The sequence below is a fragment of the Lewinella sp. IMCC34191 genome (assembly GCF_003390935.1).
GTDB lineage: Bacteria > Bacteroidota > Bacteroidia > Chitinophagales > Saprospiraceae > Neolewinella.
This window is the reverse complement of the sequence record NZ_QNQZ01000010.1, coordinates 64015-87518: the sequence shown is the minus strand read 5'-3', so window position 1 is coordinate 87518 and position 23504 is coordinate 64015. Positions and strand designations below refer to the sequence as shown.

At 57.8% G+C, this 23504-nt stretch carries 21 protein-coding genes; 15 read left to right on the top strand and 6 right to left on the bottom strand.

All coding sequences use genetic code 11. From position 1 onward, the window contains the following. The first annotated feature begins 20 nt into the window (after positions 1-20). A complete protein-coding gene (locus DRW39_RS22555; protein ID WP_198664934.1) occupies positions 21-893 on the top strand; it encodes an SEC-C metal-binding domain-containing protein in 873 nt (290 codons plus the stop codon). An 81-nt stretch (positions 894-974) separates the two neighbouring features. Here DRW39_RS22555 and DRW39_RS17890 read toward each other — a convergent pair whose 3' ends face one another. The 5 genes from DRW39_RS17890 to DRW39_RS17870 form a co-directional block, all read right to left on the bottom strand. After that, the gene (locus DRW39_RS17890; protein ID WP_116108450.1) at positions 975-1946 is read right to left on the bottom strand and encodes a carboxypeptidase-like regulatory domain-containing protein; all 972 of its coding nucleotides are present in this window, start codon (positions 1944-1946) and stop codon (positions 975-977) included. A 262-nt stretch (positions 1947-2208) separates the two neighbouring features. Further along, positions 2209-2736: a cupin domain-containing protein gene (locus DRW39_RS17885; protein ID WP_116108449.1), complete on the bottom strand. Its 528-nt coding sequence runs from the start codon at positions 2734-2736 to the stop codon at positions 2209-2211. Positions 2737-2974: 238 nt separating this feature from the next. Next, a complete protein-coding gene (locus tag DRW39_RS17880) occupies positions 2975-3778 on the bottom strand; it encodes a helix-turn-helix domain-containing protein (RefSeq protein ID WP_116108448.1) in 804 nt (267 codons plus the stop codon). A 98-nt stretch (positions 3779-3876) separates the two neighbouring features. Continuing rightward, positions 3877-4257, bottom strand: coding sequence for a S41 family peptidase (locus DRW39_RS17875; RefSeq protein WP_116108447.1), 381 nt, complete (start codon positions 4255-4257; stop codon positions 3877-3879). Positions 4258-4347: 90 nt separating this feature from the next. Next, complete coding sequence (locus tag DRW39_RS17870) at positions 4348-5361, bottom strand: hypothetical protein (protein WP_116108446.1); 1014 nt, start codon at positions 5359-5361, stop codon at positions 4348-4350. A 208-nt stretch (positions 5362-5569) separates the two neighbouring features. On the opposite strand from DRW39_RS17870, the gene DRW39_RS17865 reads away from it, so the two are divergent. The 13 genes from DRW39_RS17865 (at position 5570) to DRW39_RS17805 (ending at position 21842) form a co-directional block, all read left to right on the top strand. Beyond that, positions 5570-7204, top strand: coding sequence for an ABC-F family ATP-binding cassette domain-containing protein (locus DRW39_RS17865; RefSeq protein ID WP_116108445.1), 1635 nt, complete (start codon positions 5570-5572; stop codon positions 7202-7204). A 374-nt stretch (positions 7205-7578) separates the two neighbouring features. Continuing rightward, positions 7579-8475 (top strand): hypothetical protein, encoded by an 897-nt coding sequence (locus DRW39_RS17860; protein ID WP_116108444.1) that lies wholly within the window; start codon positions 7579-7581, stop codon positions 8473-8475. Positions 8476-8647: 172 nt separating this feature from the next. Beyond that, positions 8648-10174 carry a bifunctional phosphoribosylaminoimidazolecarboxamide formyltransferase/IMP cyclohydrolase gene (purH, locus tag DRW39_RS17855; protein ID WP_116108571.1) on the top strand — a complete coding sequence of 509 codons (1527 nt, stop codon included), beginning with the start codon at positions 8648-8650 and terminating at the stop codon, positions 10172-10174. Positions 10175-10254: 80 nt separating this feature from the next. Beyond that, a complete protein-coding gene (locus tag DRW39_RS17850) occupies positions 10255-11007 on the top strand; it encodes a type III pantothenate kinase (RefSeq protein WP_157976199.1) in 753 nt (250 codons plus the stop codon). Continuing rightward, complete coding sequence (locus tag DRW39_RS17845; RefSeq protein WP_116108442.1) at positions 10988-12373, top strand: hypothetical protein; 1386 nt, start codon at positions 10988-10990, stop codon at positions 12371-12373. The genes DRW39_RS17850 and DRW39_RS17845 overlap by 20 nt, the downstream gene beginning before the upstream one ends. Before the next feature lie 6 nt (positions 12374-12379). Then, positions 12380-13774: a hypothetical protein gene (locus DRW39_RS17840; RefSeq protein WP_116108441.1), complete on the top strand. Its 1395-nt coding sequence runs from the start codon at positions 12380-12382 to the stop codon at positions 13772-13774. A 354-nt stretch (positions 13775-14128) separates the two neighbouring features. Next, positions 14129-15154, top strand: a complete 1026-nt coding sequence (locus DRW39_RS17835) for a hypothetical protein (protein WP_116108440.1) — start codon at positions 14129-14131, stop codon at positions 15152-15154. 131 nt (positions 15155-15285) lie between these two features. Next, positions 15286-16278, top strand: coding sequence for a sensor histidine kinase (locus tag DRW39_RS17830; protein ID WP_116108439.1), 993 nt, complete (start codon positions 15286-15288; stop codon positions 16276-16278). Positions 16279-16283: 5 nt separating this feature from the next. Further along, positions 16284-17384 carry a glycine cleavage system aminomethyltransferase GcvT gene (gene gcvT, locus DRW39_RS17825; RefSeq protein WP_116108438.1) on the top strand — a complete coding sequence of 367 codons (1101 nt, stop codon included), beginning with the start codon at positions 16284-16286 and terminating at the stop codon, positions 17382-17384. 9 nt (positions 17385-17393) lie between these two features. Further along, a complete protein-coding gene (locus DRW39_RS17820) occupies positions 17394-18320 on the top strand; it encodes a bestrophin family protein (protein WP_116108437.1) in 927 nt (308 codons plus the stop codon). A 364-nt stretch (positions 18321-18684) separates the two neighbouring features. Continuing rightward, complete coding sequence (locus tag DRW39_RS17815) at positions 18685-19656, top strand: hypothetical protein (protein WP_157976198.1); 972 nt, start codon at positions 18685-18687, stop codon at positions 19654-19656. A 17-nt stretch (positions 19657-19673) separates the two neighbouring features. Next, positions 19674-20447, top strand: coding sequence for a hypothetical protein (locus DRW39_RS17810; protein ID WP_116108435.1), 774 nt, complete (start codon positions 19674-19676; stop codon positions 20445-20447). 39 nt (positions 20448-20486) lie between these two features. Beyond that, on the top strand, positions 20487-21842 hold the full coding sequence (locus DRW39_RS17805; protein ID WP_116108434.1) for a Gfo/Idh/MocA family protein: 1356 nt from the start codon (positions 20487-20489) through the stop codon (positions 21840-21842). Here the strand turns inward: DRW39_RS17805 and DRW39_RS17800 are convergent. Beyond that, on the bottom strand, positions 21826-23061 hold the full coding sequence (locus tag DRW39_RS17800; RefSeq protein WP_116108433.1) for a LamG-like jellyroll fold domain-containing protein: 1236 nt from the start codon (positions 23059-23061) through the stop codon (positions 21826-21828). The two genes, DRW39_RS17805 and DRW39_RS17800, sit on opposite strands and share 17 nt — an antisense overlap. Positions 23062-23213: 152 nt before the next feature. Between DRW39_RS17800 and DRW39_RS17795 the strand changes: the two genes are divergently transcribed. After that, positions 23214-23459 (top strand): GlsB/YeaQ/YmgE family stress response membrane protein, encoded by a 246-nt coding sequence (locus DRW39_RS17795; RefSeq protein WP_104421441.1) that lies wholly within the window; start codon positions 23214-23216, stop codon positions 23457-23459. Positions 23460-23504: the final 45 nt, after the last annotated feature.

The following is a 23504-nucleotide window of genomic DNA, read 5'->3' as shown; positions in this document are numbered from 1 at the left end:
CATTTCATAATTAGCCGAATATGCAACTCACCCATCCGGAATTAAATATTCTTCGTTCCGTCCATAAGGACGAACTCAGTCGCCAGCACATCGATACCATCCTCGCCTTGCCGCGGGAAACCCTCGTCCGGGACTTACGTACCATACTTCGTAATGACCCGGAGCGGAGCGATGAGCTGCTGGACGAAGCGGAATTCGAAGGCCATTGGGAACGACTCAACGGGCCTTTTTTCGCGATGCGCTTCCTCGCCATTTTGGGCGAGCGAGAGGCACTGGACGACGCGCTGGACATTTACCGGCTACCCCGGGACCTTTTCGATGCCTTCATCGGTGACTGGAGTGAAGAAGATTTTACCGTATTCTATCCCCTGCTAAAGGACCGGATGGATCTATTTTTCGGTTACCTGAAAGAACCCGGACACGACTGGTACCAGCGCGCTATCCTCAACCAACTCGGTACCCGGATGTACGTTTCCGAGCCAGATCGGCGGGAAGAAATTATACAGCATTATGAACAGTTGACGGATCATTTGCTGGGTCCGGCCGCGCCCGACACGGTAGCCGATCCGAATTTCGTGAGCGGAATGGTGACGGACTGGATCGATACGAAGGAGGAAAAATTCATCCCCCTAGTCGAGCGGCTTTATGCTGCCGGTCTGGTGATTGATAGCTTCGCGGGTAACCTGAATGAGATCAAATCCGGTTTTACCGAAATGGATTACGAACCCAAAGGGTTAAAACTACCGCAGTCGCCCTACGACTACTTCCCCCGCCGCAGACGACCGCAACCGATCCTAGCAAAACCGCGCCCGAAACAACGAAAGATTGGGCGTAATGAGCCTTGCCCCTGTGGCAGCGGGAGAAAGTATAAACGGTGCTGCCTCACTCGCTAGGGAAGGTATATCGTAGATTTTGTCCCCGGCCACGCGGAAGTGGCAGCATTCCTCCCCGAGTTCCCTTCGCCGCCCAACCCACTATTCCCCCAAAGCAACCACGCAAATTGACAAGCCGGCCCTAGCCCGCTCCCACACTCCGAAGTGTCGCTCCCGATAGTAGAGCCCGTCCGTTAACAGCCCCGCCGAGAGGTAGAGTTGGTTGGCGGATCGGTCAGACCAGGCTTCCACGACTTCAACCGATACGAACACCTCTTCCCGTAAGGAGATGGCGTCGCCCAGTACGTCGACCGAAATCCAACCCGATGATTGCCCGGTATCGACCAGCCAGCTGTACTGTGGGCGTACCTTGGGCGTGGGGTCTGCTTCCGCATAGATATGGAAGCGGAGTCGCAGGCTGTCGTAGGTGGATTCCGCAATATGCAGCCGTATGGTTTTGAGGATGTATTCACTCTTCCCCGGCAGGCGGATACGGGAGCCACGCTCCGCCCCGTTCCGTGGTGCTACGGACCACCCGGAAACGATATTGCGGGATTCCGAGCGGTTTCCGAACGTACTTTCCCGGTTGAATCGGGCGGCGGTAGCCGTGGCGGTCGGAAGGTCGATGGTCGACGCTTTCAGGCAAACAGCGGCCGTCAATTCTCCATTTCGTCGAAAGGGGGCTATCGCCGACAGGTAGCCAACCGACGAGACGGTCAGGCTGTCGACCCGTGGAGAACCGGTGGGCAATATCAGTTCGAATTTACCCGTGGAATCCGCTAGCGTGCCGACACCTGAAAGACGATGGTACACCGTTGCGTAAGGAATTGGTGCCGTGCTTCCGCAAGTGGTTATCCGACCGCTGATGGTATCCTGCCCGGTTATGGACGCAGGTAGCAGAGCGAGCAGCAATGTGCTCAAGCCGAGAAGCCACCGTTTTCCCACGTCAAAGGAACAGGTTAGGCGGACGGCTTTGACGATGCACACACAATAGCACTTAGCCATATCCACCGCCACGGGGGAGAAGTGGCGGGGAATGTCATCATCGATTAAGCCGGTATCCCGGTCGCCCATGGACTACATTTTGGTATAAGGTACCGAATCGGGTACTAGCGGCTAGTTTTAGACTGGGACTTTGTACTAGGCATTCCTGTTCTCCAGTCAGGTATTTCACCTGCGCCCCGCCGCGCGTTTGAGTAATTTTACCTTGGTGTTTCCCAGCGCAGCCGGAAGCTGCATTGAACTTCGCTGTCGGAGACAGCTTCTTACCGCAGCCGGAGGCTGCATTGTACCGGCACTGTCGGAGACTGCATCCTACCGTGCTGTGCGTAAACGACTAAACAAACGTGATCCCCTGCTCGCCGCAGATTGCTGCTACCTTGCCAAAGTCCGGCGGGCCCGCCGGTAGCTCGGCCAGCTTGTGGAACATCTCTTCGATACCAGCCGGAAAGGCACTCGTGATCATCTTTGCCTTTTCGGTGCCGACCACCTTCCAGGTGTGGGGCACATGTTTGGGGGCGAAGGCCGTGTCGCCGGCGCGTAGGATGGTGGTTTCGTCGCCGACGGTAATCTCCACCTCCCCCACGATGACGCGGAATATCTCATCCTCCCGGGTGTGTACGTGTGGCGGAATGCCGACGCCCGGTTCCACGTTATCGACCCACTCGACGAGCTGACCTCCCGTATCGCTGCCCACCAGTTTATGGGTCTGGATGTCGCCGATGACGTCCAGAACCTCGCCTTCCGCATCGCGGACGACCTTCGGTTGGGCGGGTGTTTTACCGGTACGGGCTGATGCCAGGGTAGGGAGGATGGCCAGCCCCAGACCGAGGCTACTGTTGCGGAGAAAGGATTTGCGGTTCATAGTGTATGGATACAGCGATTAATGTAGTAGACCGGTGCGTCAAGAAATGCTCTCAACCGGTCCCTGAGTTCGCTAGCTAAAGTAGGAGCGTACCCACCCGGCTTACCCATGAAAATCGGGGCAAATGGCGAGGTTTTCCCCGCCTGTGAGTAATTCCACCGCTATAAGAAGCAGGGAAACCCACCCGTGGGCGGACCAGCGGAGCTGGGCAGACCACTAGCGCTCTCTTCCCCCCCGCTTAAGCCTGCTTTACCTCCGAAGGCGTCAGCCCGATGTGCTGCTTGCAAAACGACCGAAAGTAATCCGGGGAAGAGAAGCCCAGGGAATAGGCGATCTCCTTTGCCGACTGGTCCGTAAACATCAGCGCGTGCCGCGCCCGCATCGCCAGTTGCTCGGTGATCAGGCTTTTAGCCGTACGACCGAGAATTTCCTTGGTACACTCGTTGAGGTAGGCGGCCGAGACCCGCAGTTGATCGGCGTAGTCGGAAACCTTCTGCAGCTCCGTCACCCGCTTATTGACCAGGCGCTTGTACTTGTACACAAGGGTGGATTTACCGCATCGCCGGTCGATGGTCGACTGAATATTGCACTGCCCGTCGCAGTACACGAAAAAGGTATTGATAAGAGCGAAAATCGCTTCTTCCCGGTGGTTGAGGTGGGTGCTCAGCAGCTCGTCCAGCATTTCCAGTACCGTATGTACCCTCACCTCGATCCCCGGTGCCAGCCGTGCCGTGTGGACCGAATTGCTATCCAGGATACGCACCTGTTGAATGTGTAATTGACTCAGGGCAGGCCGGCTGAGGATCGCGTCGGAGAGGTACATCACGTAACCCGCCGATGCCTTCCCGGGACCGCGCAGGATCTTCCAGTCGAAGCGGGGATGGAGAAAAAATACCGTGTTCGCCGTATCGCCGTACAGCTCTCCGTTCACCTCGATACCCGCTACGCCATCGGTTACCCAGATTACCGCGTAGGCGCCGTCAGCCGGCTTGGCAAGCTCCCGCCGGTCGATCTTTTCTATCCTGACGTGGCGATCGATCATACCTCCAAACTATTGAATTTCCGGGAGGTATTGCATGTTATGACTAATAAATCAACCAACGGATTCGCTGACCAACGGTCGACTGACGGCACTATGCTCTACATACCCTTGCTCGCCGCAGCAGACCCATCTTTATAGCCCCAGGTTTCCCGCACGTAATCCACCCACTCCCATTGGGGTACTTCGTCCCCAATGAAGTAATCCGGCTGAATACCCACCCCGTCGATGGCCAGGTGCGGAATGCGGAAGCTTCGGGTGAGGGAGTAGCCCAACTCGAATTCCTGGCAGGGAGACGGGATATAGTACATATTCGAGATGTCAAGGACGCCAAAGGTGGACTGCCCGAAGAGCTTGACCTTCTGGCTCTGCCTGGCCGCCAGCAGAAATTGCTCGTCGGTACTGCCGTTGCCACCATCGATCAGGATGGCGACGCGGGCGGGGTAGGGATAAACGGTATCGAACGACTCCATGGTATACATAGCGTCGTTCAGGTTGACGAATTCACCCAGGTGCTGCTGAAGGGTATCGTAGGATTCGCGGGCCCAGGCCTTGAATTCTTCATCGAAGCCCTACTCGTCGTCGGCCGCGAAATCGAGCATGCGTTGGTTATTCAGTTCGGTAGCGTAGTATTCCACTCCCTGCGTCCGGATAGGGTTCGTGTAGAGCAGCGGGAGCAGCTGGGAATAGGCATCGTCACTGCCCCCGGTTCCGCTGTGGATATCCAGGATCAGGTTCGGGGTCGCATGCAGTTCGGCGTAGTGGGCCAGGATCACGCTGTCGATGAACGGCTTCTGCTGCTGCTCAAAAGAAGGGATCCGAAAATACAGCGTGTGGTCATCCAAGCGTTCCACGAAGGGCAATTCGCTGGCGGCGGCGCGCAGGTAAAGTGATTCTTCCGAACCGGAAGCCTTTTTGGAATCCACCCGGTCCAATCGTACCCAATCGGCCAGTAGATGATCGCGATCGAGGAGGGCGGGGCGGCCGACTTCCTGCGGACTGTGATCCTGCATGTACCACGACAGGCTCCCCTGTGGCGTAAATTCGAGTTTGATCTGGCCGGGCGTCCAGTATACGCTGTCGGCGGATACGATCGCCCCCACGTAGCGGTCGCCCACCCGCCTGGTAGCGATGCGGTAGCTGCCGCTGGTCCAGACCCCTTCCAGGTCGTCGTCGGGGTCGATGGCACTCAGGAAGTCGTCGATGCTGCCTTCAATACGCGGTGCATTGGCGAAGGAGGCCCGGACGCTATCCGGATCGGGTATTGCCTGCGATGCGGAACTACCACTGGTGAGTCGCCGGATCGCGATATGCCCGGGCCGGAACCACTGTAACCAACTGTAGATAGTCTGCGTGCAGGTTACCGGATCGCTAATGGTGTCAATGGCCGCCTGGATGGCCGCGGTATGGGCCCGGTACACGTCTTCTCCCTTCTGCTCCAGGGCGTAGGTAAAGCCGGCGTCGTTGTTTTCGAAGGTTTGCTTTACCCAGGCGAAATTGCTCGGGCAGTCGCAGTCGGTCTGGGAGTAGATCGGGGCGGCCGCCAGAGCGAGGCAGAGGATGGCGGAGAGGGTGCAGGGGTTCATGGTCGAAAGATCGGTGGATTACGGGGGACTTTCTGCGGTTTTGGGGGTGGGGCGCCGCCGGAGGCTGCTTTTTGCTTGCGCGGTCGGAGACCGCATTGAAGGGCGCGGTTAAAAATCGCTTCTTACCGGGCGGTAATGGCAATTCAGTCATTCAACTATTCGGTCATTCACCAATTGATTACCTTTGCGCCCTTAAAATCAACAATTTATGCTCTCCGTTCAAGACCTCCTCGTCCAATTCGGCAAACGCGTCCTCTTCAATGAGGTGAATCTGAATTTCGTACGTGGTAATTGCTACGGGATCATCGGTGCCAACGGCGCCGGTAAGTCCACCTTTTTGAAGGTGCTGTCCGGTGAGCTGGCGCCCAACCGCGGATCGGCCAGTCTGGAACCCGGTAACCGCATGGCAGTCCTGAGCCAGAATCACTTCGGCTTTGAGGATAAGGTCGTACTGGACGTGGTCAAAATGGGCTACGAAGAGCTTTACGCCATCGAGCAGGAGAAGAACGCTATCTATATGAACCCCGAGGCCAGCAACGAAGACGGGATGCGCGCCGCCGAGCTGGAGAATAAATACGGCGAAATGGGGGGCTGGACGGCCGATTCCGACGCCGCGGAACTACTTTCCAACATGGGCATCACCGAAGACCTCCATTATAAGATGATGGAAGAACTCAGCGGCTCCGAGAAGGTAAAGGTGCTACTGGCTCAGGCACTTTTCGGTAATCCCGATATCCTGCTGCTGGATGAGCCGACGAACGACCTGGACGCACACACCGTGCACTGGCTGGCGGACTTCCTCGCCGACTTTCCCAACACGGTGATCGTCGTGAGTCACGACCGGTACTTTCTCGATATGGTCTGTACCCACATCGTCGACATCGACCGGCAGCAGGCCAGCATCTACACGGGCAACTACAGCTTCTGGTACCAGTCAAGCCAGCTGGCAACCCAGCAGATGCAGAACAAGAACAAGAAGATGGAGCAGAAGAAGGCCGAGATGATGGAGTTCATCCAGCGCTTCTCCGCCAACGCCTCCAAATCGAAGCAGGCGACCAGCCGCAAGAAAGCGCTCGAGAAACTCGACTTCACGGAGATCAAGCCTTCCAGCCGTCGCTACCCCTTCATCGCTTTCCAACCTGAGCGGGAGCCCGGCGACCAGATCCTGAAGGTCAGCAACCTGAGTAAGAAATCGCCCGACGGGACCGTGCTCTTCCAGAACATCAGCTTCACGATGAACAGCCCCGACAAGATCGCGCTGGTCGGCCGGGAAGCCTCCGCGCTCACCGCCTTCTACGAAGTGCTGGCCGGCATCGAAAAGCCCGATAGCGGCACCATCGAGTGGGGGCAGACCATCACCCCGCAGTACCTGCCCAACGAAAACAACGACTTCTTCACCGAGGAGGTCGGCCGTCTCGACCTGGTAGAATGGCTCCGGCAGTACAGCCAGAATAAGGACGAGCAGTTTATCCGCGGCTTCCTCGGCCGGATGCTCTTCGGCGGGGAAGAGGTCCACAAGCAGGTGAAGGTGCTGAGCGGGGGCGAGAAGGTGCGCTGCATGATGTCCAAGGCCATGCTCAACCACCCGAACTTCCTGCTTCTCGACGAGCCCACTAACCACCTCGACCTGGAATCCATCACCGCTCTCAACAACGCGCTGCGGGACTTCAAGGGCAACCTCATCATGAGTACGCACGACCACGAGCTGACCCAGACCGTCTGTAACCGCATCATCGAGATCGGCCCCAAGGGTATGATTGATTCGCTGATGACGTACGAGGAATTTTTGGAATCGGACATCATTGAGCAGAAGCGGGAGGGGGTTTATGAGTTAGTTGGTTAGTAGCTCCCTTTGGTCGCTGTTAATAGGGTAGGGGGCAGGAGGGCCGGACACTCCGAGGTCTATCGACACTCGCAGGTCCTGTGCTCACTTAGCTCTGGAAAAGGATACGACCTTGGAGTGTCGCCGACGCCAGGAAGCACCTGCGCGTGTCGGGCCGGAGAACAACGGCGGTTACCAGGATTAGTTAGTATCGGGCCGATCAGGGAGGGCCAGACACTCCGAGGTCTATCGACACTCGCAGGTCCTGTGCTAATTCACATCTGGAAAAGGATACGACCTCGGAGTGTCGCCGACGCCAGGAGGCACCTGCGCGTGTCGGGCGGAAGAAACCCGCAACCCGCACCTCCTTTTCCCCTTTGTCCCTACCTTCCCACATGTTTTCTTTTGATCACTTCATTGCCGTCGACTGGAGTGCACGGAATAAGCCCAGTCCGGCGAAGCCCAGTAAGGATGCGATTTGGATCGCCGAGGCTACCGCTACCGGACGTATCCGGACGACGTATTTCCGGACGCGGCAGGCTTGTCATGAATACCTGGCGGGGCGACTGATCCGGCTGCGGGGCAAGCGGGTTCTGGTGGGCTGGGACTTCGCGTTCGGTTACCCGAAGGGGACGGCGAAGGCCCTGCGACTCAATGGAAAGCCCGCCTGGCGCGCCATCTGGGATTACCTCTCGGAGATCGTGGAGGACGACGCGAAGAATAAGAGTAACCGCTTTCAGGTAGGCGCCCGGCTTAATGAGCGCATCACCTCGCCGAGCGGGCCCTTTTGGGGGATCCCTGTCGGGCAGAGCGGTATTTTTTTGGGTAGTAAGCGGGATTTTGAATATCCCATTCCGACTAAGAAGGGATTTCTCAACGAGCGCCGGTACGTCGAAACCCTTAATTTACGGCTGCAACCCGTGTGGAAGCTGGCTTATGCCGGTAGCGTCGGAAGCCAGGCCCTACTGGGCATTCCGCGGGTGCGGGCACTGCGCGAGCACGAGCGGTTGCGGGACATCTCGCGGGTCTGGCCCTTTGAAATAGAGGATGCGTCGGGTGATGGGAGCCGGGAAGGAGCAATCTGGCACGCCGAGATATATCCGAGCTTGCTCTCTGTTCCGCAGCGGAAAGGGCAGATTTTGGATCGCGAACAGGTAAAGGCTTGCGTTCGGTGGTGGCAGGAGGAACAGCGTACCGGCGGCTTGACTGACCTGCTCGAGCGACCCTGGGGGCATAACCCCAAGATCCACAAACGAGTGGTCAACCACGAGGGGTGGGTGGTCGGTCTGTAGTCGTCCGCCGAGCGAAACGAAGTGCAGCTCGTCTGCCGACTTGGGTGACGGACGGTCCGAGAATGGAACTGGTGAACGGGAGGGAGCTCGCGGACCAGTTAAATCCTTCGTATCTTTGCGGCCCCAAATCAACCGGCATTCCGCCCAGCGCGGAATTCACGAAAACGTGCCTATGACAACACGTAAGATAAAATCCGCCCTCATCTCCGTATACCATAAGGAGGGCCTCGGACCCATCATTGATGGGCTGGCCAAACTCGGTGTAACGATCTACAGTACGGGCGGCACGGAAACCTTTATCCGCGATCGCGGCGTGGAGGTCATTCCGGTCGAGGAACTTACGGGCTATCCGTCCATTCTCGACGGACGCGTGAAGACACTCCACCCCAAGGTCCACGGCGGCATTCTGGCCCGCCGCGAGGAGGACCACCTTAAGCAACTGGCGCAGTTTGAAATTCCCGAGATCGATCTCGTCGTCGTGGATCTGTATCCCTTCGAGGAGACCGTAGCCAATACCGAGGAAGAAGATCTGATCATCGAGAAGATCGACATCGGCGGTATCGCCCTTATTCGCGCAGCTGCGAAGAATTACCGCGACATCCTAATCGTGCCCAGCCGGGAAGACTACGGCACCCTGCAAAGCATCATCGACGAGAAGGAGGGCGTCTCCGAACTGGAGGACCGCCGCAAACTCGCCCGCCGCGCCTTCGCGGTCAGCAGCCATTACGACACGGCCATCTTCACTTACTTCAATGCCGACGGCGAACTGCCCGTCTTCAAGCGGAGTGAGATGAAAGCCAAGGAACTCCGCTACGGCGAGAACCCCCACCAGCAGGCAATTTACTATGGTCGCCTGAATGAGATGTTCACCAAGCTCAACGGCAAGGAACTGAGCTTCAATAACCTCGTGGATATCGATGCCGCGGTGGGCATCATGAAGGAATTCGAGGACGCCGATCCGGCCTTCGTGATCCTCAAGCACACGAATGCCTGCGGCGTGGCCGTCCGGCCTACCCAGCTAGAAGCATGGAAGGCCGCCCTCGCCGGAGATCCGGTTTCCGCCTTCGGGGGAATTTTGATCACCAACCAGCCGCTGGAACTGTCCTCCGCCCAGGAAATCGATAAGCTTTTCTACGAAGTGCTGATAGCTCCGGACTTCACCGATTCCGCTCTGCAGCTGCTTAGTAAAAAGAAGAACCGCGTACTCCTGCAGTACCATCACCTGCAACAGCAACCGCTCAGCTTCAAGAGCCTGCTGAACGGCGTGATCGTCCAGGACACCGACCTGCAAACGGAAAGTGCCGACCAGTTCACGGTCGTCACCGAGCGGCAGCCCACCGGCCGGGAAACCGCCGACCTGGTCTTCGCCAACAAGTGTGCCAAGCACCTCAAGTCGAATACCATCGCCCTCGTTCGCGATAACCAACTCATCGGGATGGGGTGCGGGCAGACCAGCCGCGTCGATGCCCTGAAGCAGGCCGTCACCAAAGCGAAGAACTTCGGTTTCGAATTACAGGACGCGGTCATGGCCAGCGATGCCTTTTTCCCCTTCAGCGACTGCGTGGAGATTGCCGCCGAGGCTGGCATTACCGCCGTCGTCCAGCCGGGTGGCAGCATCCGCGACCAGGATTCCATCGACGCAGCAAATAAGGCGGAGGTGGCGATGGTCACGACGGGTGTTCGGCATTTCAAGCACTAGGCCAAACTATTCACTCCGGAATTTAACTTCCGCTTAAGAACCGATTGCCCCCAAATCAGCGTCTTATACCCGACTTTAAGTTGAATCCCCCCGTCCGTCAACTCGTCATCGACATTGGAAATTCCGGCGCCAAAGCCGCTATTTTCGCCGGCGACGAGTTGGTCTCTCCCGTCCACCGGTTCGCGCCGGATGACTGGGAAGGCATTAATGGACTGGCGACCAACCCTGGAGTGAAAAACATCATCTATTCTACCGTGGCAAACGTGCCATCCGACCGGTGGATCGATAAATGGAAAACGATCGGTCGTGGCGTATACACCCTCGATCGCCGACGGCCCCTGCCCTTCGTATCCGATTACCTGACCCCCGAAACGCTCGGACAGGACCGGATCGCGGTGGTGGCCGGTACGCTGGGGCGGTATACCACCCCCCTGCTCGTGGTGGATGCAGGTAGCTGCGTTACCCTCGATCTGGTGGAGGCCGACGGCCGCTACCGGGGGGGCAACATCAGCCCCGGTGTAACCATGCGCTTTCGGGCCATGCACCAAATGACCGCGCGCCTACCGCTGGTGGGTACCGGTCCGGTAACCGACTCGGTAGGGCGCTCCACGGAAACGGCGCTCCGGCACGGAGGTCTGCTGGGCGTGGTGTACGAGATCGAAGGTCTACATCGTCGGTTGCTCGATACCTACCGCGAACTACAGGTCGTGCTGACCGGGGGAGACGCCCCGCTGCTGTTGCCGCACTTTTCCATTTCGGTTCATCACTCACCCCAGTTGGTCCTGTACGGACTCAACCAAATATTGTCCTTTTATGTCAACGAAGCTTTGTAAAACAAGTCTGCCCTACTTTGCGCTGCTGGTCGGCCTGCTGTTCGTCAGTGGCCAGACGCTGGCGCAGGTGGCCAACACGGACTTCATTGACATCCGCCCCAAACAGAACAGCCCGCTCAGCCGCTTCGGCCTGGGCGACCCCCTCGATCAGGTGCATGCGGCGCAGGCCGGCATGGGAGCCCTGCAATCCACTTACCAGGACGCCTTTCACCTCAATCTGCTCAACCCCGCCAGTCTGGCCAACCTACAGGCAACCAGTTTCGAGATAGGCCTCTACGGCCGGTCCTCCAACATCACCGACCGGAACGCTTCGGCTACCACGTACCAGGGGAACCTACGGTACCTGGCCCTGGGCTTCCCCCTGCGTAACCCGATCAACCTGAGTCTGGAGCAGCAGCAGAACAGCTGGAATGCCGGCATGGCCTTTTCCCTGGCACCGACCACCCTGGTCGGCTACGACCTACAGCTCAAGGGCAACGACGAAGCCGCCGGATCGACGTCCAACAACCTGAAAGGGAACGGCGGCGCCTACCGCGTCAGCTGGTCGACGGCCGCGCGCTTCCGCGGTCTTTCGGGGGGCGTGAACGTAAATTATAACTTCGGAAAACTCACCGACAGCCGGGTACTCATCTTCGACAGCATACCGGAGGCACTGGCTACGGAGTTTCTCGACGAGATCAGCCTCAGCGGATTCACCCTGGGTTACGGCGTACAGTACGCTATCAACTTCAAGGACCTGAACGAAGAAGGGGAGTCGGTACCTAACGGTAAGCGGATCATCCTGGGAGCCAATGGCCAGCTGGGCGGGTCGGTGGATTCGGAAAGCAGCCTGCTGTTCCGTAAATTCAGTCCGCTGGGTAACGTAGCGGTCCGGGACACCATTAGCTTCGAGGAGAACGTCCAGGGAACGGTTGACCTGCCGGCGAGCTATACGTTCGGCGTGGCTTACGAAGATTTCAATAAGTTTTTCGTGGGTGCTGAATACGGCCGTACGGCGTACGGAAGCTACCGCAATACCCGGCAACCGGAGCAGCTGGCCGACATCAATCGGATGGCCGTTGGTGTGCAGTGGATTCCCAACGCCAGTTCTTACAACAACTACTGGGCCCGCGTCAGGTACCGCCTTGGCGCACGTATGGAAGACGACCCAAGAGTGATTGACGGCGTGCAAGCCCGTCGAAATGCCGTTACTTTAGGCTTGGGATTACCCATCTCTCTACCAAGACAGCAGATATCCTTCCTTGATCTTGCCGTCGAATATGGTAAATTTGGGGTCCCGGATATTCTTGACGAAAGCTATGTACAACTTACACTGGGATTCAGTCTGAACGACAATTCCTGGTTCTTTAAACGCAAACTCAATTAAACCAATATGCAAACTCTAATCCGCACCTTCGCGCTGTTGCTGGTTTTCTGCAGCTCCGTGTCTGTGGTCAACGCCCAGTGTGAAACCTGGAACGACTCGTCCCAGAAGGAGCAGGCGGAAAATGCACACGTCGCATACCGCAACTTCGTTCGTGACAAAACCGCCGAAGACCTGGCCGCCATGAGCGACGGGGAATTTCAAACCGCCTTCAACAATTGGAAGAAAGCGTACGATATCGCGCCGGCTGCTGACGGGCAGCGTGCTTTCCACTACCAGGACGGCCGCATGTTCTACAAGGCGCTTCGCCAGAATGCCCAGGATCAGGCCAAGAAGCAGGAGTACACGGATATGATCTTCACGCTCTACGACGAGCAGGCGCAATGCTACCCGAACGACGAAGCTTTCCTGCTCGGCCGCAAGGGTTCGGATATGTTCTATCTGGCCGGCTACAGCGAGGAAGCCATCGAAGTGCTGGAAGACGCCATCGACCAGGCCGGTAACGATACCGAATATGTCGTACTGGCTCCCCTCGGTAAACTGCTGAACTACTACTTCAAGGAAGACGTGATCGACAACGCACGTGTCCGCGAGCTTTACGACAAAGCCGTGAAGGTAGCCGATTACAATATCGAAAAGGAGAACTACGCGGAGTACTACCAGGCCGGTAAGGATAACCTCGAAGCCGACGTTCTGGAATTTGCCGATGAGATCTTCGACTGCGCCTACTTCAAGGAACAGCTGATCCCGAAGGCTCAGGAAAACAAGGACAGCCTCGACATCCTGCGCTACATCGTGACCAAACTGAAGGCCCAGGGCTGTGACAGCACCGACGCCGATGTCGTGATGGTCCAGAATATGTACGACGACCTCTACGCCGAGAAAGCCGAAGAGTACGAAGCCGAGCGCATTCGCCTGAACCCCGCCTACGCCGCTTCGGTAGCCTACGAGGAGGAGCGTTACGGTGACGCCATCGACCTGTATGAAGCCGCCGTCGAGAAGACGGACGACAATGAGAAAAAGGCACAGTACGTCTACCAGATCGCCCAGATCCAGATGGCCAAACTCGGACAGTACAGCAGCGCCCGATCCAATGCGAACCGCGCTGCCGGCCTGAATTCGGGGTGGGGTAAGCCCTACATCCTGATCGGTGACATCTACGCCCGCATGAGCAGCGGCTGCGGTGACGCCTGGGACCAGCGCCTCGCCGTTCTGGCTGCTATCGACAAGTACAGCTACGCCAAAAGCATCGATTCCGAAGTGACGGGCGACGCCAACCGCCGCATTGCCACCTACCGGAGTTCCATGCCGATCAAGGCCGACGCCTTCTCCCGGAGCCTCAGCGAAGGCGACCGCGTAAAGGTTGGCTGTGGTATCGGTGAAACCGTTAGCCTGCGGTTCTAAGGCGCTCTAGCCTCCGAACTACAAGCAAATCCCCTCCGGCGACTCGCCGGAGGGGATTTTGCGTTTATGCCCATCTGACCGCAGCGCGGTCCAACCTACCTTCCCCGGTGCGAAGCGCCGTTTCACCCCGCCCGGAATAAGTAATCCAGTTATCGGAGCCAAAGAATCGGATGTTCTACCCACCTTCCCGATCCGATGAGCATCTTACCTGCGCCCCGCCGCCAAAGCAAAAATGGTAAATAGTCGATAAATTCCCGAGACTGGTCGAGGCCCCGAAACCAAGCGGCCTTCCCGGACCTTTGGTAACAAAAGCGGGTTCGTTATCTTTGACGAGGCCCCTAAATGATAGTTAAGATGGAAGCACCACAAATGAAACCGAAGTCATTCTGGAAACGCCCCGAGGGGGTGACCGGCCTCCTGTTCCTGGTGGCTATCCTGGCAGTGCTGGGCTTTGTCGTGGTCAACTTCGGAGCGGCTATCCTCAGCTTTATCGGCACCACGATCGGACTGGTCGTTGCGGGGCTGATCGTAGCCGGATTGCTGTATATGGTTTTCGACCCCCGGATGCGGAACCTGGTCTTCTACATGTACAAAAGCGTGATGCGGGCCATTACCGGCATGTTCGTCCAGATCGATCCGATCGGTATCCTCAAAACCTACGTCGAGGAGCTACAGGGGAACCTGCGCAAAATGAATAAGCAGATCAGCCAGCTCCGTGCGCAGATGCACAAATTGAAGGAGCAGATCGTCAATAACGAGCGCGACATCCGCAGCAACCTGCAGATCGCGGGCAAAGCCAAGGAGTCCAACAAGCGCAACGTGATGATCCTGAAGAGCCGCCGCGCCGGCCGCCTGAAGGACAGCAACATCAAGCTGGAGGAGCTCTATAAGAAGATGGAGGTACTCTACCGGGTCCTGACCAAGATGTACGAAAACAGCCAGATCCTGGCCGATGACATTACCGACCAGGTAGCCGTCAAGGAGCAGGAGCGGAAAGCGATTCACGCTAGCCACGGTGCCATGAACTCCGCGATGAGCGTCATCCAGGGCGACCCCGACCAGCGCGCCATGTTCGACATGGCCATGGAGAACATCACCGAGGACGTAGCCAATAAAGTGGGCGAGATGGAGCGCTTCATGGAAGTATCCGCCAACTTTATGGACTCCGTCGACCTCCAGAACGGCGTCTTCGAAGAGGAAGGACTCAATATGCTCGAGCAGTGGGAGAAAGAATCCAACTCGCTCCTGCTGGGCGAAGAGAAGTCCACCCTCCTCCTTCAGGCGAACAACGACAGCGAAGTGCTTGACCTGGATGCCCCCGTGCCCGAGCGGGCGAAGAAGACGGGCGGGGCCAATCAGTATGACTCTTTCTTTAATTAACGGGGTACTGGGTACTGGGTACTGGTTTCTGGTTACTAGTTTCTCAGCAACCAGCAACCAGCAACCATAAACTAGCAACCAGCAACTAGCAACTAGCAACTACCCCAACCAACCCAACCAGCCCAACCCCCTTGCGCAAGCTCCCCCTGATCAGTTACGCCATCATTGCCTATATGCTGCTGGCGTTCGGTTGGTGGTCGATTTTGTTGCTGCGGAAGAATGAGGAGGCGCATAACGCACGTGTCGATAAGCTGGCCATCGAGCTGGCGGTGCAGAAGCGGATTGAGCGGGCCAGTGATTTCCGCCTGACGGAGAATTACCAGCGACTTACCGAGCGCTTCGAGAAGCAGCAGCGCATGATTCTTGGAGAGGCTCTGCTGCTGGTCATCAGTCTGGCGGGCGGGTTATACCTGCTGTTTCGCAACCTCAAAAAGGAGATCAGCGCCGCCGAGCAGCAGCGGAACTTTCTGTTGAGCATTACCCATGAGTTGAAGTCGCCCCTCGCGGGGATCCGGCTGATCCTGGAAACCTTCCAGCGCCGGCGGGAACTCAAGCCGGAACTGCAGCAAAAGCTCAGTACGAACGCCCTGGCCGAGACCGACCGGCTTACCGCGCTGGTCAACGACCTGCTGTTGAGCGCCAAGCTCGAGAACGTCTACCAGCTGAACCGGGAGGAGATCGACTTTGGCCAGATCGTACAGGACGCCGCGGACCGGGTGGTGCTGAAGTATAAGGGTGCGAACGTGCACGTGGACATCGAACCCGATATCCCCACTATCTCCGGTGACAAGCCCGGCCTGACCAGCGTGGTCGTCAACCTGCTCGAGAACGCGGCCAAGTACAGTCAGCCGCATCCGGTCATCCATACGACCCTGGCGCGGGGCGGGGATACGGAGATCGTCTGGACGGTAGAAGATAACGGCATGGGCATACCGGACCGGGAAAAGCGGCGGGTGTGGACCAAGTTTTACCGCGTGGGGAACGAGGATACGCGCAGCACGAAAGGGACGGGGCTGGGGCTTTTTATCGTCCGCCAGATCGTGGAAAAACACGGTGGCCAGATCGAGCTACGGGACAACCAGCCGCGGGGAACCGTGTTCCGGGTGTACCTTCCCGTCAAATAATTGTTATGCAAACCACCCCCCTCAATGATACGCATCGCCACCTGGAGGCAAAACTCGTGAACTTCGCCGGCTTTGAAATGCCGCTCGTGTATAGTTCGCTCAAGGAAGAGCACCACGCCGTTCGCGAGGCGGCCGGCATCTTCGACGTATCGCACATGGGGGAATTTATCGTCCGGGGCGCCGGAGCGCAGGATCTGGTGCAGTACGTAACGAGCAACGACGTTACCAAACTCGTCGAAGGACAAGCCCAGTACAGCTGCCTGCCGCGACCCGAAGGGGGCATCGTGGACGACCTGTTGGTGTACCGCCTGCCGGCCAATTCACGCATGAGTAAAAACAGCGAGCATCCTTCCTACATGCTGGTGGTAAACGCGAGTAACATCCAGAAGGACTGGGACTGGATCAGCAGCCACAATACTTTCGGCGCGGAGATGCTCGACATCAGCGACCACACCGCCCTGCTGGCCGTGCAGGGGCCGAAGGCGACCGAAATCCTCGAGCCCCTTACCGACGTCGATCTGGCGGCGATACCGTACTACCATTTCGTGCGGGGTAGTCTCGCTGGGGTCGACAACGTACTGATCTCCGCCACCGGCTATACGGGGGCGGGCGGCTTCGAATTGTACTTCGACGGGGACCACGCAGCAAAGGTCTGGAAGGCCATCATGGACGCCGGGAAGCCCCACGGCCTGAAACCCGCCGGCCTGGGTGCCCGCGATACCCTGCGGCTGGAGAAGGGCTACTGCCTGTACGGCAACGACATCAACGACACCACCTCGCCCCTCGAGGCCGGCCTGGGATGGATTACGAAGCTGAACGGCGACGACTTCGTCGGTAAGGATTTCCTGCTGCGGCAGAAGGAAGCCGGGCTCCAGCGGCGGCTCATTGCCTTCCGGGTACACGACCGTCGCGCCCCCCGCCAGGGGTACGCCATCCTGAACGAAGCCGGTGAGAACATCGGTGAAGTGACGAGCGGGACGCACGCTCCCAGTCTGGACTATCCCCTGGGAATGGGGTACGTAGCTACCGGCTACCACAAAACAGGAACGAAAATTCAGATCGACCTCGGAAGAAAGACGATGGAGGCGGAGGTCGTCAAACTCTAAGCATGAACGATGATCATCTATAAGTCGAACGGTAGCTGGTTCAGCCACGTGTCTCACCTGACCACCAGCTACACGATGCAGCGCATCCTCATCGCCACCCTGGTGATGGGCGCCTACGCCACGGTGATCATCGGCCTGATCAAATACTTCGACCTGCACCGCTACTTACAGGTCGACAGCACCATCTTCTCGCTGCTGGCGGTCATTCTCTCCATCTTCCTTGGCTTTCGGACCACTACCGCCTACGACCGCTGGTGGGAGGGGCGCAAACAGTGGGGTGCCCTCGTCAATAATTGTCGCAACCTGGCCCTGTACGTAGACAGCATCTGGCCGCCCTCCGACCTGGAGATCCGCCGCTTCATGGCCAAGCACATCGCCAATTTCTGCCTGGCACTCTCCGAGCACCTGCGTGACGGCACCGACCTGGAGAAGCTCGTCTATCTGGCGGAAGAGGAAATCGCCTATTACGAAACCAAGGACCACATCCCCAACTTCATCGCCCTGCGCATCTACCAGCGGATTGCCGAGGCGCACAGGAAGGGCGAGATCAACGAGGGCGACTACATCAATATCAAGCCGCAGCACCAGAGCCTGCTCGACATTCTGGGCGCCTGCGAGCGCATCAAGAAGACCCCGATTGCCTTCAGCTATGCGGTGTATTTAAAGGTACTGGTCACGGCCTACGCCGCGCTGTTGCCCTTCGGCCTCTCGGAGCAGTTCGGCTACGGTGCTATTCCGTTGAGCATGCTGATCGTTTTCGCCCTGATCGGGGTGGAACTGATGGGGGAGGAGATCGAAGACCCGTTCGGGCTCGATTGCAACGACCTGCCGACCGGGGATATCGCCCACACCATCAAGCGAAACGTCTTCGAGATACTGGAAGACCGCGCTCCGGTGGAAGAACATGAGAAGCAGTTGTACGAAAAGGTGTTTTAGATAGAGCGAGAGCTTTCCCATCACCTGAAGATTAAGGGGACAGAAAGGAAGGCGGTTCTTCGCCTGACGGATTGTGCAATGTTTTCGGCGACCGACTGTAACCATCTATCCCTATTGCGGTAGATGCACATACAGGGTGGCCTCAGGCGGGTAGCGGCGCGTTCGTCGAACAAATCCGGCATTCATCGCAGATTCCTCGCATTCGTCGATGCATTACTAGGGCTGCTCGAACAGATTTGCGATTGGCCGGGTGAGGGACGACATTTGGTATATAAGCGTTGAGGAACAGATAAAATACTGATAATCAACGTGCAACCCGGCTAATTTTTCGCCGTCATTTAAACACCATTTGATCTTACCCACCATGTCACGCTCCACGATTTTCTTCATCCTCTTGCTTGCTGCCTCGGCCTCGCTGTCCGCAAAAAAAGGCGAGAGCATCTTCGACCGGTGGAGCCGCACGGACGATAAAACCATCGAAATCCACCTGAACCTGGACACTCTCCTAGCCAACCGCAAAACCGAAACCGAAATGCACGGTATCGTGGTTGATAACGGCCAGATGTTTGGCGTCGATATCTCCGTCCGCGGCCGTTACCGCCGTCGGACCTGCGTGATGCCCCCCATCATGCTTCAGTTTGATAAAGACTTTCTCCGCACTGCCGGTCTTAATACCCACAATGACTATAAACTGGTTACCCACTGTACCCTCGGTGAGGGCGGTCAGGAGGCACTGGTTCGCGAGGAATTGATCTACGAACTCTACCGTACGGTTGAGCCCGAAGCCAGTTTCCGCACCCAGCTGCTGACCATCAAGTACGTCAACACGGCCGACGGATCCACCTTCACGAGCTACGCTATCCTTATCGAGGATACCGATGAGTTGAAGGACCGCCTGGATCGGGACAACTGCAAAGACTGCTACAACGCTCCTCAGGCCAGCTTCACTAATATTGAGAAGGTTACCCTCTTCCAGTACATGATCGGTAACCCGGACTACAGCACCATGCTCGGACGTAATCTGAAGCTGATGCAGGATGAAGAGGGTATGCTGACCGCCGTACCTTACGACTTCGACTTCAGCGGACTGGTTAACCCCGACTACGGCCGCCTTACGCACCCCGAGCAGAAATCCATGACCGACCGCGTACTGGTCTGGGAATTCACGACTGATCCTGACTTCGATCGTGCCGCCGACGAACTGCTGTTCCTGGAGGCCGAACTGCTGGAGAAAGTGGAAGCCTATCCCGAACTCGATAACCAGAGCAAGCGGGAGATCACCCGCTACATCAAGTCATTCTACAAGGAACTGAATCGCGGTAAGATTGGGGTTTAATCGGCTACCTTCGCCGTATGAGCGCCGCCCGCCTGCTATTCTATTATCTTCCTATTGGCCTCATGGCCGCCAGCACGCTGGCGGCCATTGCTATTGGCGGGCTATTCTTTCTGAAGCGGAGCGGCGACCACCGGGCAAACGGTCTGTACGGCGCACTGCTGATCGCCGGCGGCCTTACGCAGCTTCACTTTCTCATGCTGTTTTCGGGCATCTTCGATCGGCACCCACCGCTGGAATTCCTGCCCATCTACTTTACGCTGTGGTTGCCCGTCCTGCTGTTTTTACACGTCAAACTCAGCCTCTATCCGTCGTACCGCATGCGGATCGGGGACCTGAAGCACTTCATCTTCCCAGTGGCCCAGTTGCTGTTCTTCGTTTCCATTTGGCTCATGCCTTCCTTCCGCTTACCGGAGGGCCGGTACTTCTACAGCCCGTTTTACGGCGGGCTGGAGCAGGCGCTTTACCTGGTGGTATGGCCGGCCTATATTTTCTTCAGCTACCAGTATTTACGGCGCAGGCGCAACCAGCTCGGAAAGCGAACCCTGCCCCGATTGCTGTGGTACATCCGCAAGCTGCTGAAGGGGAGTATGCTTTTCGTGATCGCCTACGCCATCCTGGCCCTCAGCGACTTCATCAGTAGCAACTACTTCTTCGTGGAAATGCGTCGCCAGGAGTGGTACGCCGGTGCACAGTCGCTTAGCTATACGGTGCTGCTGATCTGGCTCACCATCTACGGCTTTCAGGTACTGCTCTGGGGGCGACGACTCCTCCGTGCCGAAAACAACCGTTGATCTTCCTATATTTCTCGGACGAATCAATCCATCCGAGGTATGCCCATCGATCGTCGCCAATTCTTTCAGACTTCTCTAGGTACGCTGGCCGCCAGCGCGATTCCCGGGGCGGCGAGCGCAGGTAAAAACACTTTTCAGGACGGGGAACTGCGCGTCGGAATCCTCGGCAGTGGCTACCGCGGGCAGAGCCACATTGGCGAACTGCTCGCCCAACCCCGGGTGCGGGTCACCGCGATTGCCGACATCGATCCGCGCATGATCGAACGGACGAATTCCATGTTCGACGAGCGCAACCTCGAGCGTCCCGCCCTGTACGACCGCGGGCCGGAGGACTACCAACGCCTGCTGGCGGAGGCACCCGTCGATGCCGTCATCATCGCCACGCCATGGCGCTGGCATACGGTCATGGCCGTAGCCGCCATGCAGGCCGGTAAGTACACCGGCCTGGAGGTGGGCGGCGCCTTCAGTCTGGATGAATGCTGGGAACTCGTCCGGACACACGAGGCGACCGGCACACACCTGTTTTTCCTGGAAAATGTTTGTTACCGACGTGACGTCATGGCGGTGCTCAATATGGTGCGGCAGGGCCTGTTCGGCGAACTGCTCCACCTGGAGGGCGGATACCAGCACGATCTACGGGCGGTGAAGTTCAACGACGGGGAAGCGGCCTACGGCAACGGGGTCGAGTTCGGGGAGAAGGCCTTCCACGAGGCGCGCTGGCGGACTCGGCACAGTCAGTTCCGCAACGGTGATCTGTACCCGACCCATGGTCTCGGACCCGTGGCAAATATGATCGGTATCAACCGGGGAAATCGCTTCGTCGGTCTCACGTCGATGGCCACCAAGTCACGCGGACTGCATAAGTACATCGTGGACCACGGGGGGGCGGATCATCCGAACGCCGAAGTCGAATTTAAACTCGGCGACGTCGTAACGAGCATGCTCTCCACGGTCAATGGCCAGGTCGTTGTCCTCCACCACGACACGAATCTGCCCCGGCCCTACAGTCTGGGTTTCCGGGTGCAGGGTACGGAAGGGCTGTGGATGGATGTGAATAAGAGCCTTCACCTGGAAGGTAAATCACCCGAGCACCAGTGGGAAGATGCCGCTTCCTACCTCGAGCGGTACGATCATCCGTACTGGAAGAAAGATGGCGACCTGGCGGCGGGGGGCGGCCACGGGGGAATGGACTACTTCCTCATCCGCGATTTCGTGCGCGTAGCGCGGGCCGGGACGCGCCCTCCGTTGGATGTGTACGACGGGGCCACCTGGCTGGCGGTCACTCCCCTGTCGGAGCAGAGCATCGCGGCGGGGGGAAGCCTGCAGCAGTTTCCGGATTTCACCCGTGGAAGATGGATGGACCGCGTCGATGACTTCGCTACCGAAGAATCGTAACGTTGCCCGTGCGAACGATCTCCTGGCCTTCGCAGAGATAAATTATCCGCCATAACATGACGCCCGGGTTGACCGGCTCGTTGCGGAAATTGCCGTCCCAGCGCTCGAAGACATCGGCCGTGGAAAACACCTGGGCGCCGTACCGGTCGAAGATTTCCAGGCTTACCAATTGCCGGACCGCGAAGGGATTGGATATACCGAAGGTTTCGTTTTCTTCGGGGCCAACGCCATTCGGGGTAAAGGCCCGGGGGAAGTAGACCTTGTCACAATTAAGCGAACTCGGATCCACGACCGTGATCTCGATACTGTCCCGGGCAATGCAGTTGGATTGATCGTCGGCAATGGCAACCGCGTAAACCTGTCTTCCGGCCTGGGTGGGAGTGATCACCGGCTCGGCGATATTGGGCGTGGCGACGTCAGCCGGCGGGGTCCAGGTGAAGTCGGTGCCGCAGTTGCTGTTCAGGTCGATCTCTACGCTCTCGCCGAGGAATAAGCGGGTGTCCGGGTTGAGGATCTGATCCGGGCGGGTGAAAATACCCGCTACCTCATCCTGGTCGAGCGCCCGGCCGTAGAACCGGAGATCGTCTAGGAGACCGATAAAGTTTTCTTCGGCCCCCGTCAGGCAGTTCGTGCCACCAACTAACAGGTCTCCATCGTTTTCGGCGTCGATCCGGCCGGAGGTGGTTTCGGCGGCTACGGACTCCCCGTTGACGAACAGGCGCAATTCGCGATCCCTCCGGCGGACGGTCACGTGTTGCCAGCAGGCGGCGTTCCGGATGGGGTAGGACATTTCGATGGCTACGCTGCCCTCGCGTATCTCGGTCTGTATCGTATTGGAGCCACCGACGTAGCGGATGTTGAAGTACCGTTCCACGGCGCAGTCGGTGGACCGCTTGGACAGCAGGTACTGTGTCCCATTGTCTCCGATCGGTTTGAAGTAGAAACTGACCGTAAAGTCGAGGTCGCTGAATAATCGGTTCACGTTGGTGGAGCTGCCGCCGGGTATACGTACCAGATCGGGCGCCGTTGCCAGGTACAGAGCTTCCCCGCTGACCCCGCAATCGTAATCCACGGCGCCTTCCTGGACGCCGAGGTTTTCGGAGCTTCCCTGAGCGTCGCCCAGATTCCCGTCAAAGAGGTAGTGGGCGACCAACCCGTCCGCGGTCTGGCCGAAGAGGGAGAAGGGCAGGCCCAGCAGAAAAAAAAGGGTGTTACGCATGGCGGGTAATTGCTACGGAGCAACGAAGGTAATGGAACGGTGGGGAGCGGCAGGGTTGCGATCCGGATAACAGTATTTTGACGTGTACCGAACATCTCAGCGTTTTTTTGGCTCTATAAGCGAATCATCATCAAACACTAACACACACCACAATGGGTATTCTTATTTGGATTCTTCTTGGCCTCGTGGCCGGCGCTCTTGCCAAATGGATCATGCCCGGCCCCGATCCCGGAGGCTGGATCGTGACCATTCTGATCGGCATCGTAGGTGCCGTTATCGGCGGGTTTATCAGCAGTGCACTCGGCTTCGGAGCCGTTGACGGCTTTAACATCGGTTCCATACTGATCGCCGTTCTGGGTGCTATCATCCTGCTTTTCCTTTACCGGAAACTGGCCTAGATATAAACGTCTAACATGACATCGGCCTTCCTACAATCGTAGGGA

What these genes read in the sequence shown, in the direction of transcription:
- DRW39_RS17890 (WP_116108450.1), bottom strand. Translation starts at nt 1,946, where the DNA reads ATGGGCGACCGGGATACCGGCTTAATCGATGATGACATTCCCCGCCAC.
- DRW39_RS17835 (WP_116108440.1), top strand. Translation starts at nt 14,129, where the DNA reads ATGGAAGCACCACAAATGAAACCGAAGTCATTCTGGAAACGCCCCGAG.
- DRW39_RS17795 (WP_104421441.1), top strand. Translation starts at nt 23,214, where the DNA reads ATGGGTATTCTTATTTGGATTCTTCTTGGCCTCGTGGCCGGCGCTCTT.
- DRW39_RS17865 (WP_116108445.1), top strand. Translation starts at nt 5,570, where the DNA reads ATGCTCTCCGTTCAAGACCTCCTCGTCCAATTCGGCAAACGCGTCCTC.
- DRW39_RS17815 (WP_157976198.1), top strand. Translation starts at nt 18,685, where the DNA reads ATGTCACGCTCCACGATTTTCTTCATCCTCTTGCTTGCTGCCTCGGCC.
- DRW39_RS17845 (WP_116108442.1), top strand. Translation starts at nt 10,988, where the DNA reads ATGTCAACGAAGCTTTGTAAAACAAGTCTGCCCTACTTTGCGCTGCTG.
- DRW39_RS17880 (WP_116108448.1), bottom strand. Translation starts at nt 3,778, where the DNA reads ATGATCGATCGCCACGTCAGGATAGAAAAGATCGACCGGCGGGAGCTT.
- DRW39_RS17805 (WP_116108434.1), top strand. Translation starts at nt 20,487, where the DNA reads ATGCCCATCGATCGTCGCCAATTCTTTCAGACTTCTCTAGGTACGCTG.
- DRW39_RS17810 (WP_116108435.1), top strand. Translation starts at nt 19,674, where the DNA reads ATGAGCGCCGCCCGCCTGCTATTCTATTATCTTCCTATTGGCCTCATG.
- DRW39_RS17860 (WP_116108444.1), top strand. Translation starts at nt 7,579, where the DNA reads ATGTTTTCTTTTGATCACTTCATTGCCGTCGACTGGAGTGCACGGAAT.
- DRW39_RS17820 (WP_116108437.1), top strand. Translation starts at nt 17,394, where the DNA reads ATGATCATCTATAAGTCGAACGGTAGCTGGTTCAGCCACGTGTCTCAC.
- DRW39_RS17875 (WP_116108447.1), bottom strand. Translation starts at nt 4,257, where the DNA reads ATGTATACCATGGAGTCGTTCGATACCGTTTATCCCTACCCCGCCCGC.
- DRW39_RS17885 (WP_116108449.1), bottom strand. Translation starts at nt 2,736, where the DNA reads ATGAACCGCAAATCCTTTCTCCGCAACAGTAGCCTCGGTCTGGGGCTG.
- DRW39_RS17800 (WP_116108433.1), bottom strand. Translation starts at nt 23,061, where the DNA reads ATGCGTAACACCCTTTTTTTTCTGCTGGGCCTGCCCTTCTCCCTCTTC.
- DRW39_RS17840 (WP_116108441.1), top strand. Translation starts at nt 12,380, where the DNA reads ATGCAAACTCTAATCCGCACCTTCGCGCTGTTGCTGGTTTTCTGCAGC.
- DRW39_RS17870 (WP_116108446.1), bottom strand. Translation starts at nt 5,361, where the DNA reads ATGAACCCCTGCACCCTCTCCGCCATCCTCTGCCTCGCTCTGGCGGCC.
- purH (WP_116108571.1), top strand. Translation starts at nt 8,648, where the DNA reads ATGACAACACGTAAGATAAAATCCGCCCTCATCTCCGTATACCATAAG.
- gcvT (WP_116108438.1), top strand. Translation starts at nt 16,284, where the DNA reads ATGCAAACCACCCCCCTCAATGATACGCATCGCCACCTGGAGGCAAAA.
- DRW39_RS22555 (WP_198664934.1), top strand. Translation starts at nt 21, where the DNA reads ATGCAACTCACCCATCCGGAATTAAATATTCTTCGTTCCGTCCATAAG.